This is a genomic window from Enterococcus sp. DIV1067f (assembly GCF_050543505.1).
GTDB lineage: Bacteria > Bacillota > Bacilli > Lactobacillales > Enterococcaceae > Enterococcus_D > Enterococcus_D entomosocium.
In genome coordinates this window covers 2,635,474-2,652,321 of the sequence record NZ_CP172940.1, presented here as the reverse complement: position 1 = coordinate 2,652,321, position 16,848 = coordinate 2,635,474, and the positions used below count along the sequence as shown (strand labels likewise).

The window sequence follows — 16,848 nt, the reverse complement described above, 5'->3', positions numbered from 1 at the left end:
AAAATAGGTCCTGCATTTTAGAAAAAAGGATTTGAAAAATATGGAAACTAGATTACTAAGCGTTTGTCGATTAATTAGCACGATCAACCCAGACTTAAAGATACCTGATACATCAGTCGTTGCTGTCAATATTGATCGCGAGAAATTAGAAGAGATACGCAAATGTAAAGGACTATCTGTGAAATCTTTTGAAAGAAAGATTGGGTTATCTCGCTCACGGTACTATAGATGGGTACAATATGAGATCGACTTGCCCTTCGAATTGGTTGTTGGCATCAAGAAAATGTTGAGCATATCTGATACCGAATTGTTAGACATGTTTGCAATGTCAACAGATGAACAACTTCATCTATTAAGTGTATTGATTTATAGCTCTTTATCAACGAAAGAGGACATGTTTGTTACCTTTATGAAAGTCAGAAAAGAGTTAGAAAAATTTCGCTCCTCTACTGAGGATAATACGATGTTTAAACTTATGTTGGCCTATTCTGACCTCGTATTTGGTTGTATGAACCAGAAAGTTCCGGATGCAAGTTTAGAAATGCTTGAAACATTTTTTCTGGGAACTGATTTTTATACATTATTTGACAGCCTTTTATATTTAGCTACATTACGCATCAAACAGCGCTATGGCTTGCACGCTTCATCTTTAGAAAAACAAATTTTTTTGTTAGAGAGCTGCCTTTTAAAGAAAATAAATTCGACTGATTTTACGGAACTGCGGCCAGTCTTGGTAGGCGCCGTATTAGATTTATCAGAATGTTTGGTAGACATCCAACGCTGTGATGATGCGGTTCAATTACTTCAACATGCAAGTCGTTTAATGGAGGAACATTGGCATATTGATGTCTATAATCAGACAGTTCTAAAACTAGTCAAATATTTGCTGCTTACAAGGAATACTGCACAAGAAGATCCTGCTGTACAACTGTTTTCTAAAAATTTGAAGGGTGCAGAATGGTGCTTACCGAAAGATGAAGTGATGTTTGTGCGGGCAATGATGGAAAAGGAGATGGGACAAGCGTGAATCGGTGGGTGACGACGATCATTGAATCGAATGCAGCAGATTCAGTCAAAAAAGCGAAAGTAGATGTTTTTCACATTGCCAATGGGATGGATTATCAACCTTTATATATTTATCGTTATATCGATGAGAATGAAGATGATTATGCACTTATGTCAAGGATTGATGGCATTACAGCTGGTGTCGCTTATGAAGATATCGTGGTCTATCAATATCCAAGTTATAACGGAGCCCATTTTGACCGAATGTTCTTACAAAGAATGAAACAAAGAGGGATTTACACGAGTTTATTCATCCATGACGCTGAGATGTTGCGTGGGAAAGTCGATTTTGATGAATCTGCTCTTTTCAATGAAGCAACAGTATTGATCGTTCATAGCCAAGCTATGCAGACAGCCTTAGTCGAAAGAGGCGTGACACGGAGAATGATCCAAAAACCATTTTTCGACTATCAGCATCAAGAAGTTAGTGTCAGTCATGAAAGACCAGAAAAACGAGTTGTCTTTGCAGGAAATTTGGCAAAAACCCGTTTTCTACAGCAGTGGCCCAATCGCACGGAAATTCTTGTATACGGCGATAAAAACGACAGTCATTTTGGTCCGAATGTTCATTATTGTGGTGTTTTTGAGCAAGAAGAATTGGTTCGTAGGATGGAGAAAAATGGTTTCGGACTTGCGTGGGATGATAAGTTGCCTGATGGTGGTGACTACCAACAATATACGAAGTATAATGCACCGCACAAAATCTCGTTGTATCTCTCGTTAGGAATCCCTGTCATTGTATGGAAAGAAGCAGCTATAGCAGAGATGGTACAGAAACTGGAGCTTGGCATTACTATCAACGCAATTGAAGACATTGATCATCAATTAAGTGAGTTAACAGATGAAGAGCTGCTGCGGATAAAAAATAATGTTCTTTCATTTAGTTGTTTACTGCAATCAGGAATATTTACTAGAACGGCACTGATGGATTCAGAAGTGAAAATACTCCTAGGCAAAGGAGCAAGTCAAGCATGAAACAATCGATGAGTACAAAGAAGTTATCCGCAATCATTCAAATCAGCGAACTAGATCAGATGTTGACTGATTTGAAACAAGCGATCGAACAACGGGATAGTAAAATTGCGCGATTACAACAAATGATTTCAGAAAAACGACAGTCAGCCATTGGTTATCGCGATTTTATTGTCTTAAAGAATAGCCAAGAAGAATTGAGAGAGTTATGCAAAAAAATTGACTTGCAGCTGGTCAAAACCAATGAGCTTTTACGGCATATACGTAATACAAAAGTAATTTTCAGCGACTTGTTGCTTTTAGAAGCAGAAGTCAACGAACAAATGAGTAAAATTCAGGAACTGTCCAATGCATTCTTTATCCAAGAAGAGGCAGGAAAATAGAGGATGAAATAGCAATAGTGTTATTAGGGAAGCTGTAAGTCATGATAAATAGGGAAGTTAGGGGGATTAGTGTGAACAAAATCATTGCATTAGACATTGATGAATTTCGAGTAGGCGTTGTTGGCTACGGTTATCAAGATGTCAGAAGTTCTGTTTATTCAGAAGTCAAAAAAAATAATCTACAATATCTTTTAGGAAAGAATAATGAACCGATCTACCTAAAAAACAAAGTAGGGAAACGAATACTTCTCGGGGGCAGCGAGAAAGAAATCACTTGGGGGCTCGACAAGTTGTATAGTCGACGATCAGAAGCCTATCAAACATTTGGCAATCCGTTGGCAACCCTGGGAGACCAAAAATTTAAGACATATATCAAAACGATACTCTCTTATTTAGTAGCGAAAAGACCCTCACTTTTTACTGAAATTGCAGAGGATTACTTTAGCTGTTCATTATGCCTTGGCGTAGCAACAGAAAATTTTGAGCGGCTTGCTGACATTGAGAGACAACTGGCAGATGAATTCGAGACAGTTGTTGATGGCACGCACTATCGGATTCGCATCGAGCGAGTAAAGCTGATCCCAAAATCTCTGGGCGCAATTTTTGAAAGCAAACGAAATGATATTCATTTGATGTTAGGTGTGGAAGAAATTCTGGCTGGGTTGACCTATGTGATTGAAATCAATGATCATTCACTCACTTGTGATAGCTACGAAAATGGGGAACTGATCAAAAGTTCAAAAGTCACAGACGGCTTGTTTGAATTGGCAGGCAACGTGGTACAAGCTTATCAAGAAAATGAGGGGGATCCTCCCGCACCTATCTTTGCGCTGGATCATGGCGTCGTTTACGATATGCTTGTCACAGCTAAGAAAAACAATCCATTTGTCGTGACGATCAATGGAGGTCAGACAATAGATTTAACTGAGATCGTTAAAAAAGAGACGACTGCTTTGACAGATCAATTGATTGATTATGTAAACAGTGATCAAGATATTCAATATGCTGATACAATTCTAATCAGAGATATTCCTTCAGAAACGATCAACGAAAACACAGTAAATCAGACACTCACCAAGATGGGGTTATCTTGTAAAGTGTTTAACAATAAAAATGCTCTTGGCGTGTATCTTTTCGGAGAGTTATTTTGGAAAAGTCAACTGAATGCTTCGATAGATCACTTTGAGGATAATAGTCCATTTCCAATGAAGCCAGACGGTTTAGAGTCGAAAGTGAATGCAGAACCTTTACCAGTTGAGATGTCCCTCGAATCTTCAACTAACCAAATTGATTCTGAGCTACCAGAAGCTACCAAGCAAAAGAGTCATCATAGAAGCTTATCTGTAGAAGCAATCTTTGCGGAACAGTCGGAATTGCTTGATTTCTTGATCAGCAACGACAAAGAATAGTCAATTTGGAGAAGGAAACGTGAATTTCGAGCGGATTGCAATAACCTTTCCCTTTTTCCAATGGTCAGTCTTTTGTACTAGATCAGAACATCGGACTTTGCAATAAAGTCTTGTCGTCAATAAGGATTGATATGTTGTACAAAAATCACACTTGGGACTGAAGAATCAATTATGAGTCATCAGTCCCAAAAATGATAGAGACGTTTCTTTGTACAGTAAAAGTTAAGAGAACTTATAAATAGAGGGAAAATAACAGTAAGATTTTAAAGAATCTGCTAAAATTTTTGTAACCAAAAATGAAAATAATATGATTGTTTATGAAAATTTTCATTTTCAGTTTACAATTATTTTTTTTTGACAAGTGAAATTTTAGCAAGTAGCTAATCACTCCTGGTGTTTAAGCGTTTTGAAGGAAAGAGCTTTTATCACAAACAAAAGATTCTTTCTGGATTTTGAGTATTTATCATGAAAAAAATATTCTAATGTTTTTCAAACTAAAGAAATCCTATTTCATTTTCACAAATTCCCTTGAGAGCAGGAACCATTTTTTGGCTTTTGCTCTCATTTTTCTCACAGAATCAAAATTTGGGTCATTTTGCATTTTCTCTTTTTTCCGATTAGGATAATCACCTGAGTAAAATTTGTTGTTTGGAGGAAGAGAAATGCGTACTTATGTGAAAAAAATAGCTTACCCAATGTTCATGCTGTCCTTACTTATTTTATCCTATTTGGCGCCTTTATTATCAGTCATCACAGCCAATGCGGACACCGAGGAGAATCCCAAAACAATCCTATTTCAAAACGAAAAGGGCATAGCGCAAGTGACATCATTACCAGATCCTACCACAGGGGAGATCACTTGGACGATCCAAGTAGAAAAGAATCAACAAGCAGCAAATCAACTGGCATTCAGCTTGAGTGAAGGGGAACAAACGGTTCTGCCGAACTCGATTCAAAGCAGCGGCACGCCATTTACATATGATCCGCAAAGACAGCAGCTGATGGAAGAAACCGCTAGCAGTTCTTTTAGCCAAATGACGCTAACGTTTCAAACAAAAAGTCTTCAAACATTGACAATCAAATCCGCCTTTCTTCAAACAGATGAAAAAAATGGACAAGTGAAAGAAGACATCATCAACACAACAGATGTAGCAGTTGTTCTACCTGAAAATGAATCCACAGAAGCAACGAGTACAGAAGCCGTACTTTCTGATACTCAGGATCAAACAGAGGCTTCTGAAAAAAAGGTTGTATCAACAAGCAGCGAGTCACAACAACAAACGGCGTCAAATACTGCATCAAAAACCATAGAATCAACGCCTGATACCCAAGCAAGTGCGTCAGCAGCTTCACAACTTTCAAGTGGGGGCATTTTTAAAAATGATGTTCCTGAAGTTGATGACGCACTTCTAGGAGAAGCGCAATATTTTCATATTTTTGCTAACCATGCGACGCTAAATACACACACGAACGGAAATTTGGCCGTTGGTGAATTAAACGGAAATGTCAATTTTGGGACCAGTATTCAGGATGGTTCTTTGCCAACAGAAATCAATTATATTCAAAAGGTCAATTCCATCGCAAACTCTTCTTTTGTATCAGGAAGTGATAGTAGAAAAAACAAAGTTGTTTTTGGCCCATCAGTCACAGTAGATTTAGCAGATCAAAATCAGCAACCTGCCGTTTTTGTAAATGGTCAGAGAATGGATCACTTGAAGACTTCCGAAGTTTTTCAAGATCAATCCGTGAGTGAGCCTTATATAGACTTTGAACAGGCATTTTCAACGTTACAGGCGACGTCAGAAAGACTGGGAGCTTATCCGCAGACACCCGGTGTAACCAAGGATTTCACTGATAATAATCAGCGGGTCATCAATACAGCCGATGCCGAAGATGAGACACAAGCGGTTGTTTTGACCTTGACAGACGAACAAGGAAATCCACTTGATGATGGTGTTTACGAACTTCAAAACAACAAGACGCATAAGGAAGTCGATGAAGAAGTCACAAATGATGATGGGCAGGTGATCGAAGCTGGTCTTCCAGAGGGAGAATATTCCTTTGTGGAAACGGAAGCGCCAGACGGCTATCTGATTGATAAAAAACCCATTTCTTTTTCAGAAGATACAATTGCGAAAGAAGATCAAAAGGTTGTTGTTTCTCTTTCAAAAACGGAATTAGAAAAAGATACGCCAATCACCATTAAAGGGCTAACAAGAGGAAATACGCCTGTAATCATCAATGTGGACACTGAGGGAGCCAGCACCGTTAATGTTAAGTCCCAAATCAAACTAGAATATACGGATGGTACGTCTCGTAATAGCCATGAAACAGAAGAGTTTGATGATGCTGTTATCTTATGGAATTTTGTTGGCCAATCAGAGGGCCAAACGATTTCGATTAATAGTCCATTCCAAGGAACCATCTTGGCTGTTGGTGATACAGTCGATGTCCATCAAAATGTTGACGGCAGTATCATTGCTGATACAGTGCTGGTCAACGCAGAAACCCATCGCTGGGATCTGCAAGCAAATGAAACAATCGTGCCGACTATTAAACTAGCTGCCATGAATCAATTACTTTCTTTTGATACAACGACAATCAGCGGGACCAAAACGTGGGATGATTATGACAACAAATTCAATACCCGTCCGACAAGCATTATGGTTCAATTATTGCAAAACGGTGAAGTATTCCAAACAAAAACGGTTACCCAAAGTAAAGAGGGGGACTGACATTATGAATTTACTGATCTACCGAAAACTGACGAATCTGGTCAGACTTATGAATACACAATCCAAGAAACACCTGTTGAAGGGTATTCTACTAAAGTAAACGGTTATGACCTGGTCAACACGTACCGCAATACTGAAACGACAGAAGTAGCCGGAACAAAGACATGGAATGACTACGATAACAAATTCGAAACAAGACCAGAAAGCATCACTGTCAAGCTGATGCAAAATGATAAAGAAATCGACAAGCAAGTCGTAAAAGCAGATAACCAAGGCGACTGGACTTATCACTTCGAGAATCTGCCTAAGTATGATGAAAAAGGTCAAGCATACACCTACACGATCCAAGAAGAAAAAGTTTCAGGTTACACCACTGAAATCAACGGCTATGACCTAGTCAACACCTATCGCAATACTGAAACGACAGACGTAGCTGGAACAAAGACATGGGATGACTATGGCAACAAGTTCAATACCCGCCCTGAAAGCATCACTGTCGACTTAATGCAAAATGATAAAGAAATCGACAAGCAAGTCATAAAAGCAGATAACCAAGGCGACTGGACTTATCACTTCGAGAATCTGCCTAAGTATGATGCCGAAGGAAAAGTGTACACGTACACGATCCAAGAAGAAAAAGTTTCAGGTTACACCAGTGAAATCAACGGTTATGACCTAGTCAACACGTACCGCAATACTGAAACGACAGACGTAGCTGGAACAAAGACATGGAATGACTACGATAACAAATTCGAAACAAGACCAGAAAGCATCACTGTCAAGCTGATGCAAAATGATAAAGAAATCGACAAGCAAGTCGTAAAAGCGGATAACCAAGGCGACTGGACTTATCACTTTGAGAATCTGCCTAAGTACGATGCCGAAGGTAAAGCTTACACCTACACGATCCAAGAAGAAAAAGTGCCAGGTTACACCAGTGAAATCAACGGCTATGACCTAGTCAACACGTACCGCAATACTGAAACGACAGACGTAGCCGGAACAAAGACATGGAATGACTATGACAACAAATTCGAAACAAGACCAGAAAGCATCACTGTCAAGCTGATGCAAAATGATAAAGAAATTGCCAAGCAGGTCGTAAAAGCGGATAACCAAGGCGACTGGACTTATCACTTTGAGAATCTGCCTAAGTACGATGCCGAAGGTAAAGCTTACACCTACACGATCCAAGAAGAAAAAGTGCCAGGTTACACCAGTGAAATCAACGGCTATGACCTAGTCAACACGTACCGCAATACTGAAACGACAGACGTAGCCGGAACAAAGACATGGAATGACTATGACAACAAATTCGAAACAAGACCAGAAAGCATCACTGTCAAGCTGATGCAAAATGATAAAGAAATTGCCAAGCAGGTCGTAAAAGCAGATAACCAAGGGAACTGGACCTATCGCTTTGAAAATTTGCCTAAGTATGATGAAAAAGGTCAAGCATACACGTACACGATCCAAGAAGAAAAAGTTTCAGGTTACACTACTGAAATCAACGGCTATGACCTAGTCAACACCTATCGCAATACTGAAACAACGGTAGTATCGGGAACGAAGACGTGGAATGACTATGGCAACAAGTTCCACACCCGTCCAGAGAGTATCACTGTGAAGCTGATGCAAAATGATAAAAAAATTGCCAAGCAGGTCGTAAAAGCAGATAACCAAGGGAACTGGACCTATCGCTTTGAAAATTTGCCTAAGTATGATGCCGAAGGAAAAGTGTACACGTACACGATCCAAGAAGAAAAAGTGCCAGGTTACACCACTAAAGTCAACGGCTATGATTTAGTAAACACGTACCATAACACCGATACAACAGACGTAGCTGGAACAAAGACATGGAAAGACTATGATAACAAGTTCAATACCCGCCCTGAAAGCATCACTGTCGAATTAATGCAAAACGGTAAAGAAATCGACAAGCAAACCGTAAAAGCAGATAAAGAAGGCAACTGGACCTATCGTTTTGAAGATCTGCCAAAATATGATGAAAAAGGTCAAGCGTACACCTATAGCATTCAAGAAGTGGCTGTCAAAGGATACAAGTCAGAAGTCCATGACTATGATTTGATCAATACTTATGTCGAACCAAAAACGCCTGAGACACCGAATGATCCTAGCGGTCCCAAAGTACCAACACCTTCTGACAAGTCTGATAAACCGAAAAAAATAGCCGGAAACGCCGAGCAAAAGCTGGATGACAAAAAGAACCAGACAGAGTCATCACAGACAGATAATGAAAAACGATTGCCAAAGACAAATGAGGAATCCTCTTATGAACTAAGTGTTCTTGGAAGTATTTTACTCACCATGATCGCCTTCCTATTCTATAAACAGAAACATATTTAACCAAACAAATCTTTGTACTGCTCCTTCGCTAGAAGTCAGTACAAAGATTTTTTCTTAAAAAAGTATAGGACTTATTTAAGACTTGCGACAAAACTTTGGCTGAAAACCGGTGTAAATGGTAAACTAAAATGAAGGGGGGATCCTATGGTTTGGCTATTGCTACTACTGCTAATTTTTATTTTTTTGGTGTACTATGTATATCGCACGTCTGTGATGAAAAAGGGCGTACGCTATTTTGTTTCGGCAATTATTATGCGTAACAATGAATGGTATGAAAAAGAAGGCAGAAAGAAACTGGGGATTCCATACAAAGAGCGGATCGCGAAAAGCAGTTCGGCTTTTTGGTCACAAGGTTCGGAATGTACGGTAACGACCACCGATGATCTGATCCTGAGAGCAGAAGTCTTTGATCAGTGTGCTAAAACGTGGGTGATCTGCTTGCATGGGTATCGCAGTGATGGGCAAGCAGACTGTCAAGATGCGGCCGAGAAATTCTGGGCTGCGGGTTACAATGTTTTAGTTCCTGATTTGCGTGGACATGGCCGTAGTGAAGGCAAAGAGATCGGCTTAGGGTGGCTAGATCGGATGGATCTGCTTTTGTGGATCGATAAGATTTTGGAAAAAGACCCACAAACCCAAATCTTCCTCTATGGTTTAGGGATGGGAGCGGCGACTTTGCTGCTGGCCAGTGGAGAAGTCATGCCGGTGCAAGTTGCGGGTTTGATCTCAGACAGCAGTTATACGTCCGTTTATAGTGCCATTCGGGCAAGTCTACCACAATTTTCTCGGTTACCCGTCAAGCGCTTTTTGCGATTAGCCAATCGTTACAGTAAACACTTAGTCGGCTACCCCTTCCTACAAATCTCAGTGACCCGACAAGTCGGCAGCAACCATTTACCTGTGCTGTTTTTACAAGGAGAAAAGGATACGTTTCTTTCTGAAAAAGAAATCAATACTTTAATGGAAGCAACGGCTGGTCCGAAACAAAAAGTCCTTTTTCCCAATATGGGACATTTACAGGCAGTTAAAGATGCCCCAGAATATTGGCCAACCGTTTTGCAATTTATTGAGAAGATCAAACAAAAAACAGACATTGTCTGATAGAAAGGGCGAAAACAATGGAAATAAAAGAAGAAAATAAGCGTTTTGCTTTATATGATGGAGAAACAGAAATTGGTGAGATTACATGGCAAGAAACACCAGATGATGTACTTGAAGTTGATCACACCTTCGTCAACCCTGATTATCGTGGACAGCAATTGGCGCAAAAATTGCTCAAAGCAGTTGTTGAAAAAGCACGACGGGAAGAGAAAAAAATTATGCCTGTCTGCTCCTTTGCGGTCAAAGAGTTCAAAGAAAAACCAGAATATGATGACGTACTCGTTCGCTGATTTGAACGAAAGCGATCTATGAGAAAAAGGCTGTCAGAAAGGACAGTCTTTTTTTTAAACCGTCACGCAACGAGCAATGACAAAAAGGGAGTAGTAATTTCTAGCGGAAAATGCTAAAATAGAAAGGACGACTTTAGCAAGCAAGGAGGAGCTAACGTGTATAATATCTTATTAACTGCTGTAATTGTTATTTCGATTTTAATGGTCATTACGATCATGATGCAGCCTAGCAAGCAAAATAGTGCAGCTAGTGCCTTTACTGGCGGTGCGGATCAATTGTTTGGTAAGCAAAAAGCCCGTGGATTTGAAGCAGTGATGCAGCGCTCAACGGCCATTTTAGGGTTTGTTTGGATGGTCTTGCTCTTTATTTTGGCTTTTCTTTCATCAAACTAATCATTTTGCTAGCGAACCTCTCGTAAAGAGAGGTTTTTTTCTTTTTAAGGGGAAGATTTTGATCGCATTTGTCGAAGTATTCTTCTTAACTATGGTAGAATTGGACGTGAGGTGAAAGGAAACATGAAAACATTTAATCAACCAAAACCGGTTTTTGCTGAACACGGCAAGCGAGCAGTCATTTTGTTCCATGCCTATTCAGGTAGTCCTAACGATGTGCGTATGCTTTGTCGTTCGTTAGAACAAAAAGACTACACGGTTTATACTCCGATGTTTACTGGACATGGTACGCCCAATCCAGATGATATCTTAAATCAAGGGATGGCTGTTTGGCAGCAGGATGCTGCAGATGCAGTTACTTATGTAAGAGAAAAAGGCTATGAAGAAGTTGCCGTTCTTGGACTTTCGATGGGCGGGATTTTAGCGATGGATCGTTTGACACAAGATCCAACATTGATGGGGGGCGGACTGTTTTGTTCGCCATTATTTGAAACCAAGAATGAAGTGCCAGTCAATTTTGAAAAGTATGCTGAAATGGTCATACCCTATGCTGATTTAGACGAGGCGACCCAAAAAGAAATATTGGCAGAAGTCCCTCGTAAGGTCAGAGAGCAACTGCAAGGAATCGAAACAGTCGGACAAACCACAGCTGGGCATTTAGGGAAAATCGAGCGCCCAGTCTTTCTAGCACAAGCAGGAAAGGATCAAATGATCGATCCACAGACGGTTTTCAAAACAGCAGGGGCACTGTCCCATGTTCCCTATACGCTTCAATGGTATCCCGAAAGCGGTCATGTGGTGACCGTTGGACCAGAACGGAAAAAATTAGAGCAGGATGTGTTTGCTTTCTTAGAAACACTTGCTTGGAAAGAGTGAGTTATGACAGAAACGATTAAAACAAAAATCATTCAGTTTCTCGAAGAAAGCCGCAAAAAAAGTTTTTCAATGGAAGAAATTGCTGAAGGTCTAGGACTTCAAAAAAGTTCAGACTTTAAGAATCTTGTTCAGACAGTAGCGGCGATGGAACGAGAAGGCAGCGTGATTTTTAACAAAAAAGGCAAAGTGAAATTACCCATGAAACGAGTGTTTGTGGAAGGAACCTTCCGTGCCAACGAGCGGGGCTTCGGCTTTGTCACTTTGGATGAAGAAGAAGACGATATTTATATCCCTAAAGAAGCAACAGGCTATGCCATGGACGGCGATACCGTTGCTGTGGACATCGTGCACGTTGCGGATCCTTTCTCAGATCGTGGTGCAGAGGGGAAAGTCGTTGAGATCAAACAACGGGCCATCAGTCAGTTGGTCGGCGAGTTTACATTATTTGATGAAAAAGAGATCGAAGAGTCGGATCTATATGGCGTTGTTCAGCCTAAAGATAAAAAACTAAGTGAATTAAAGGTGTTTATTGGTGCTCAAGGGATTCGACCTGTAGATGGGAGCATTGTGATCGTTGAAATCAGCCATTACCCAGAAAAAGGTTATTCGAAAAGCTTAGAGGGGTTGATCACGAAAGTTGTAGGACATAAAAACGATCCTGGAATGGATATATTATCGATCGTCGTGGCGAACGGGATTCCAACAAAATTCGAGGAAGAAACCTTAGCAGCGGCAGATGCAGTACCAGATACGATCGATCCTGCCGACTTTCCGGAACGGCGGGATTTACGAGATCAACAGATTGTAACAATCGATGGAGCGGATGCCAAAGATTTGGATGATGCGGTGACCGTAAAAGCATTGCCTGACGGTAGCTTCTATTTGGGCGTGCATATCGCCGATGTTTCTTATTATGTGACCGAAAACAGCGCATTGGATAAAGAAGCGTTTGATCGGGGAACGAGTGTCTATCTTACGGATCGTGTGATTCCGATGATCCCACAGCGTTTATCAAACGGGATCTGTTCGTTGAATCCGAATGTCCCAAGGTTGACTATGAGCTGTGAAATGTGGATCAACCAAGAGGGGATCGTCACAGATTACAATATTTTCCAAAGTATTATTCAAACAAGTGCCCGTATGACGTATCAAGCAGTCAATCAAATCATTGAAGACAATGATCCAGAAACCACCAAAGAATATGCGGAATTAGTACCGATGTTCCATGATATGGCCGCCTTGCATCACGTGTTAGAAGCGATGCGCATCAAACGTGGGGCAGTTTCTTTTGAAGACCGAGAAGCAAAAGTCTTGGTCGATGGAGAAGGACACCCGCAAGAAATCGTTCTACGAGCACGGGGCGTCGGCGAACGATTGATCGAATCATTCATGTTGGCAGCCAATGAAACCGTGGCGCGTCATTTCAATCAGAAGCATTTACCATTTATTTACCGGATCCATGAGGAACCAAAAGAAGAGAAAATGCGCCGCTTCTTTGATTTTGCATCTGCTTTAGGGATCGTAGTCAAACAGACCAATGGCTCGATCTCACCAAAACAATTGCAAAAAGTGGTTGAAGATGTCGCAGATAAGCCAGAGGCAATGGTTGTCAATACAATGCTGCTAAGAAGTATGCAGCAAGCGAAGTATTCAGAAGAAAACGTCGGCCACTATGGTTTGGCAGCGGAAGATTATACCCACTTTACATCACCGATCCGTCGTTACCCCGACTTGATCGTACACCGCTTGATTCGTTCTTACAGTGAAGATGTCTCTGAAGCCAACCAAAACAAATGGGCGGAAATCTTGCCTGACATCGCCATGCACAGCTCCCAGATGGAACGACGAGCAGTCGATGCAGAAAGAGAAGTCGATGCGCTTAAAAAAGCTGAGTATATGGCCGATAAAGTAGGAGAAGAGTTTGACGGTATCATCAGTTCCGTCGTTAAGTTTGGCTTGTTTATTGAACTGCCTAACACGATTGAAGGGTTGATCCATATCAATAATCTGAAGCAAGATTACTTCCATTATTTGGAAAACCATCTGGCACTTGTGGGTGAACGGACAGGCCTGACCTTTAAAATTGGTCAGAAAGTTCGCATCAAAGTCGTAAAGGCTGATCCAGAAACAAGAGAGATCGATTTCGAACTGGTAGCAGCAGAAGAAGTTGAAAAACTGCAAGCACCAAAAGCCAACAAACGTAACAACAATCAAAAAAATGAAGCTAGCCGCCGTGGAAAAAAACAACGAAACCCTGAGAAAAACCAAGGGAAACGCTTTGAGCAATCAGGCAAAGGCAAGCCGAAAAAAGCTGGCAAAGTGAAAAAGAAAAAACCTTTTTACAAAGGAATCAAGAAAAAATAATTGGAGGGATGGCCCGTGCCTAAAGGAGAAGGGAAATTAATCGCCCAAAACAAAAAGGCCCGCCATGATTACACGATCCTCGATACGATCGAAGCGGGGATCGTCTTACAGGGAACAGAGATCAAAGCGATCCGTAACAGCCGGATCAATTTGAAAGACGGCTTTGTACGCATTCGTAACGGTGAGGCATTCTTAGTCAATGTGCATATCAGTCCTTACGAGCAAGGAAACATTTTTAATCACGATCCATTGCGGACGAGAAAACTGTTGCTACACAAAAAGCAGATCGCTCGTCTGATTGGCGAAACAAAAAATACCGGTATGACGATTGTGCCATTAAAGGTGTATATCAAGGATGGTTATGCCAAAGTTTTGATTGGTTTAGCGAAAGGAAAACGCGAATATGACAAGCGGGAATCCTTGAAACGCAAAGATCAAGAAAGACAAATTGACCGAGTTCTTAGAAATTTCTAATTTTCTAAGAACTTCTTTTAGAATCCGATAGAGGTTATTGCTTTGAAAATCACGCTAAATTTGGTAGCATTTAAGGGAAAGCTGTTGATATAACAGGCTTTTTCTTCCACATAGCGACACGAGAATTTTTCAATTAATTTAGGATTTTTGGCATTGTGAGTTTTTTGTCTAATTTTCTTGAAAATGCTTTGAAATTTTCCATTCGTGGTGGTATGATACCGATTGTTATGAGAGGAAACGCATTGTAACACCAGATTTTTTTCTGGAGATGACAGGAAAAGAGGTGAGAAAGATTGGAAGATAAATCGCTTATGTTTCATATCGGTCCTATATGGTTTGATGGAACTGTAGCTATGATGACAATCATTTCTTGTATTATTGTTTTTTTGGTGGTCTTTATTTGTACACGTAACCTGCAAATGAAACCGAAAGGGAAGCAGAACTTCATTGAATGGGTCATTGACTTTGTTCGTGGCATCGTGGCGGACAATCTACCAGGATCTCAAGTGAACAACTTTCATTTGCTCGGTGTAACAATGTTTCTTTTTGTGTTTGTGGCAAATGAGATCGGCTTAGTCACAAAAATCGTGACGACAGATGACATTACCTTATGGAAAAGTCCGACAGCAGACCCGTTTGTTACATTGACACTTGCACTTATGGTTATTTCCTTGACACATTTCTTTGGGATCAAGTCGTTGGGCTTCAAAAATTACTTGATCAATTCGTATCTAAAACCGGTGGGCTTTTTATTGCCGCTAAAAATCATCGAAGAATTTACGAATGTCATCACGTTAGGCTTGCGTTTATATGGAAATATATTCGCTGGTGAAGTGTTATTAGGATTGATTGCCAACATGTTTATTAGTCTTGGTTGGTGGTCATTGCCGATCGTGATGCCGCTAGAAATGATCTGGATTGGCTTCTCGCTCTTTATTGGAGCGATCCAAGCTTATGTATTTGTTACATTGACCATGGTATTTATGAGCCACAAAATCGTGGCAGAACATTAATCGAATCGACATACAATTAGGAGGAAAAAAGAATGAACTTTATTGGAGCAGGATTAGCAATTATCGGAGCAGCAATTGGTGCAGGGTATGGTAACGGACAAGTAATCGCAAAAACAATCGAATCAATGGCACGCCAACCTGAAATGTCAGGTCAACTACGTTCAACAATGTTTATCGGGGTAGCGTTAGTCGAAGCTGTACCGATTCTAGGGGTAGTTATCGCGCTGTTATTAGTCTTCCGATAAGACGAGCACGAAAAGGCAGAAACGAACAATTGCACTCGTTTTTGCTTTTTTCTAATGAAACAATGACTTTCAGAAAGGAAGAATCGTTATGCTAAATCAGTTGGTTATAGCGGAAGTTCAAAATCCAATGCTTGGCAATATTATCGTTGTCAGCGGGTCAATTCTTCTTTTGCTATTCTTATTGAAACATTTTGCATGGGATGCCATCAGCAGCATGATGCAAAAACGGGAAGATAAAATCGCCAATGATTTGGATTCAGCGGAACAATCACGCTTGAATGCAGCAAAATTAGAAAAAGAACGCCAAGAAAAATTGGCACGTTCTCATTCTGAAGCTGCGGAGATCATCAAGAGCGCCAAAGATAGCGGGGAATTGAGTCGGCAAAATATTTTGAGCGAGACCAAAGAAGAAGTGGCTCGTTTGAAAGAAAAAGCAAACTCAGATATCACCCTTGAAAAAGAAACTGCGTTAAAAGAAGTGAAAGATGATGTTGCAGAACTTTCGCTTCAAATCGCAGAAAAAATCTTAGGCCGCGAATTGACTCCCGAAAATCATGAATCCCTAATCAATCAATATATCGAAGGATTGGGTTCAGTTAATGAAACTCGATAAATTCACAGTGGGAAAACGTTATGGAAAAGCGTTGTTCGAATTGGCGATGGAAGAACAGCGCTTGACAGAAGTTTACCAAGAATTATTGACCTTGCGTCAGATTTATCAGGAAATTCCAACATTCGGCCAAATCGTGACCGATAACCGTTTGGATCTTCATGAGAAAAGACAATTAGTCGATCAATTGCTGAAGGGCTTTGAAGGTTTAGTCAGAAATTTCTTGGAGATCGTTTACGAATATGATCGCATGGATGATTTATTGCTGATCATTGATGAATACGAACGTCTTTACGATGAATATCAAGGTCTTGTTCTCGGAACGATCACAACGGCTGTTGCTTTGTCAGCAGAACAAAAAAGCAAAATCGAAAAGCAAATCGCCGATAAGCTTGGGTACAAGCAGGCACAATTGAAAGAAACGATCGATCCAACGATTTTAGGCGGTGTCATCGTTGAAGCAAATCATCAAGTGATCGACGGTAGTATTAAGAGCCAACTGGATTATCTGCGACAAAAAATCGGCAGATAAACAAGAGATAAGAGGTGAA

General features: G+C 40.5%; 15 protein-coding genes and 2 pseudogenes. All 17 read left to right on the top strand.

The window, feature by feature from the left end; genetic code table 11:
• The first annotated feature begins 40 nt into the window (after positions 1-40).
• Positions 41-1,027 carry a helix-turn-helix domain-containing protein gene (locus IGJ42_RS12215; protein ID WP_081117484.1) on the top strand — a complete coding sequence of 329 codons (987 nt, stop codon included), beginning with the start codon at positions 41-43 and terminating at the stop codon, positions 1,025-1,027.
• Positions 1,024-2,040, top strand: coding sequence for a sugar transferase (locus tag IGJ42_RS12210; protein WP_430615596.1), 1,017 nt, complete (start codon positions 1,024-1,026; stop codon positions 2,038-2,040). The genes IGJ42_RS12215 and IGJ42_RS12210 overlap by 4 nt, the downstream gene beginning before the upstream one ends.
• Positions 2,037-2,420 (top strand): hypothetical protein, encoded by a 384-nt coding sequence (locus tag IGJ42_RS12205; RefSeq protein ID WP_430615593.1) that lies wholly within the window; start codon positions 2,037-2,039, stop codon positions 2,418-2,420. Before IGJ42_RS12210 ends, IGJ42_RS12205 begins: the two co-directional genes overlap by 4 nt.
• Before the next feature lie 71 nt (positions 2,421-2,491).
• The gene (locus IGJ42_RS12200; protein ID WP_430615591.1) at positions 2,492-3,829 is read left to right on the top strand and encodes a hypothetical protein; all 1,338 of its coding nucleotides are present in this window, start codon (positions 2,492-2,494) and stop codon (positions 3,827-3,829) included.
• A gap of 662 nt (positions 3,830-4,491) precedes the next feature.
• Positions 4,492-7,551, top strand: a pseudogene (locus tag IGJ42_RS12195) (Cna B-type domain-containing protein); the annotation flags it as partial.
• Between the two features lie 18 nt (positions 7,552-7,569).
• Positions 7,570-8,649, top strand: a pseudogene (locus tag IGJ42_RS12190) (Cna B-type domain-containing protein); the annotation flags it as partial.
• Positions 8,650-8,931 (top strand): LPXTG cell wall anchor domain-containing protein, encoded by a 282-nt coding sequence (locus IGJ42_RS12185; RefSeq protein WP_225869363.1) that lies wholly within the window; start codon positions 8,650-8,652, stop codon positions 8,929-8,931. It begins immediately after the preceding pseudogene.
• Between the two features lie 144 nt (positions 8,932-9,075).
• A complete protein-coding gene (locus IGJ42_RS12180) occupies positions 9,076-10,032 on the top strand; it encodes an alpha/beta hydrolase (protein WP_429960554.1) in 957 nt (318 codons plus the stop codon).
• Between the two features lie 17 nt (positions 10,033-10,049).
• Positions 10,050-10,322, top strand: a complete 273-nt coding sequence (locus IGJ42_RS12175) for a GNAT family N-acetyltransferase (RefSeq protein WP_005234370.1) — start codon at positions 10,050-10,052, stop codon at positions 10,320-10,322.
• Between the two features lie 156 nt (positions 10,323-10,478).
• Positions 10,479-10,715 (top strand): preprotein translocase subunit SecG, encoded by a 237-nt coding sequence (gene secG, locus IGJ42_RS12170; protein ID WP_005228700.1) that lies wholly within the window; start codon positions 10,479-10,481, stop codon positions 10,713-10,715.
• A 123-nt stretch (positions 10,716-10,838) separates the two neighbouring features.
• Entirely contained in the window at positions 10,839-11,591 is a 753-nt protein-coding gene (locus IGJ42_RS12165; RefSeq protein ID WP_005234371.1) for an alpha/beta hydrolase, read from the top strand.
• Between the two features lie 3 nt (positions 11,592-11,594).
• The gene (gene rnr / locus IGJ42_RS12160; protein ID WP_430615589.1) at positions 11,595-13,955 is read left to right on the top strand and encodes a ribonuclease R; all 2,361 of its coding nucleotides are present in this window, start codon (positions 11,595-11,597) and stop codon (positions 13,953-13,955) included.
• Between the two features lie 15 nt (positions 13,956-13,970).
• Positions 13,971-14,429, top strand: coding sequence for an SsrA-binding protein SmpB (gene smpB, locus IGJ42_RS12155; protein ID WP_008380870.1), 459 nt, complete (start codon positions 13,971-13,973; stop codon positions 14,427-14,429).
• A gap of 293 nt (positions 14,430-14,722) precedes the next feature.
• Positions 14,723-15,442, top strand: a complete 720-nt coding sequence (gene atpB / locus IGJ42_RS12150; protein ID WP_008380872.1) for a F0F1 ATP synthase subunit A — start codon at positions 14,723-14,725, stop codon at positions 15,440-15,442.
• A gap of 32 nt (positions 15,443-15,474) precedes the next feature.
• Positions 15,475-15,687 (top strand): ATP synthase F0 subunit C, encoded by a 213-nt coding sequence (gene atpE / locus IGJ42_RS12145; RefSeq protein ID WP_005228705.1) that lies wholly within the window; start codon positions 15,475-15,477, stop codon positions 15,685-15,687.
• Positions 15,688-15,775: 88 nt separating this feature from the next.
• Complete coding sequence (gene atpF, locus IGJ42_RS12140) at positions 15,776-16,300, top strand: F0F1 ATP synthase subunit B (RefSeq protein WP_005228706.1); 525 nt, start codon at positions 15,776-15,778, stop codon at positions 16,298-16,300.
• Positions 16,287-16,829, top strand: coding sequence for an ATP synthase F1 subunit delta (gene atpH / locus IGJ42_RS12135; protein WP_430615586.1), 543 nt, complete (start codon positions 16,287-16,289; stop codon positions 16,827-16,829). Before atpF ends, atpH begins: the two co-directional genes overlap by 14 nt.
• Positions 16,830-16,848 lie beyond the last annotated feature (19 nt).

What these genes read in the sequence shown, in the direction of transcription:
- IGJ42_RS12215 (WP_081117484.1), top strand. Translation starts at nt 41, where the DNA reads ATGGAAACTAGATTACTAAGCGTTTGTCGATTAATTAGCACGATCAAC.
- IGJ42_RS12205 (WP_430615593.1), top strand. Translation starts at nt 2,037, where the DNA reads ATGAAACAATCGATGAGTACAAAGAAGTTATCCGCAATCATTCAAATC.
- IGJ42_RS12180 (WP_429960554.1), top strand. Translation starts at nt 9,076, where the DNA reads ATGGTTTGGCTATTGCTACTACTGCTAATTTTTATTTTTTTGGTGTAC.
- IGJ42_RS12175 (WP_005234370.1), top strand. Translation starts at nt 10,050, where the DNA reads ATGGAAATAAAAGAAGAAAATAAGCGTTTTGCTTTATATGATGGAGAA.
- IGJ42_RS12165 (WP_005234371.1), top strand. Translation starts at nt 10,839, where the DNA reads ATGAAAACATTTAATCAACCAAAACCGGTTTTTGCTGAACACGGCAAG.
- rnr (WP_430615589.1), top strand. Translation starts at nt 11,595, where the DNA reads ATGACAGAAACGATTAAAACAAAAATCATTCAGTTTCTCGAAGAAAGC.
- atpE (WP_005228705.1), top strand. Translation starts at nt 15,475, where the DNA reads ATGAACTTTATTGGAGCAGGATTAGCAATTATCGGAGCAGCAATTGGT.
- atpF (WP_005228706.1), top strand. Translation starts at nt 15,776, where the DNA reads ATGCTAAATCAGTTGGTTATAGCGGAAGTTCAAAATCCAATGCTTGGC.
- atpH (WP_430615586.1), top strand. Translation starts at nt 16,287, where the DNA reads ATGAAACTCGATAAATTCACAGTGGGAAAACGTTATGGAAAAGCGTTG.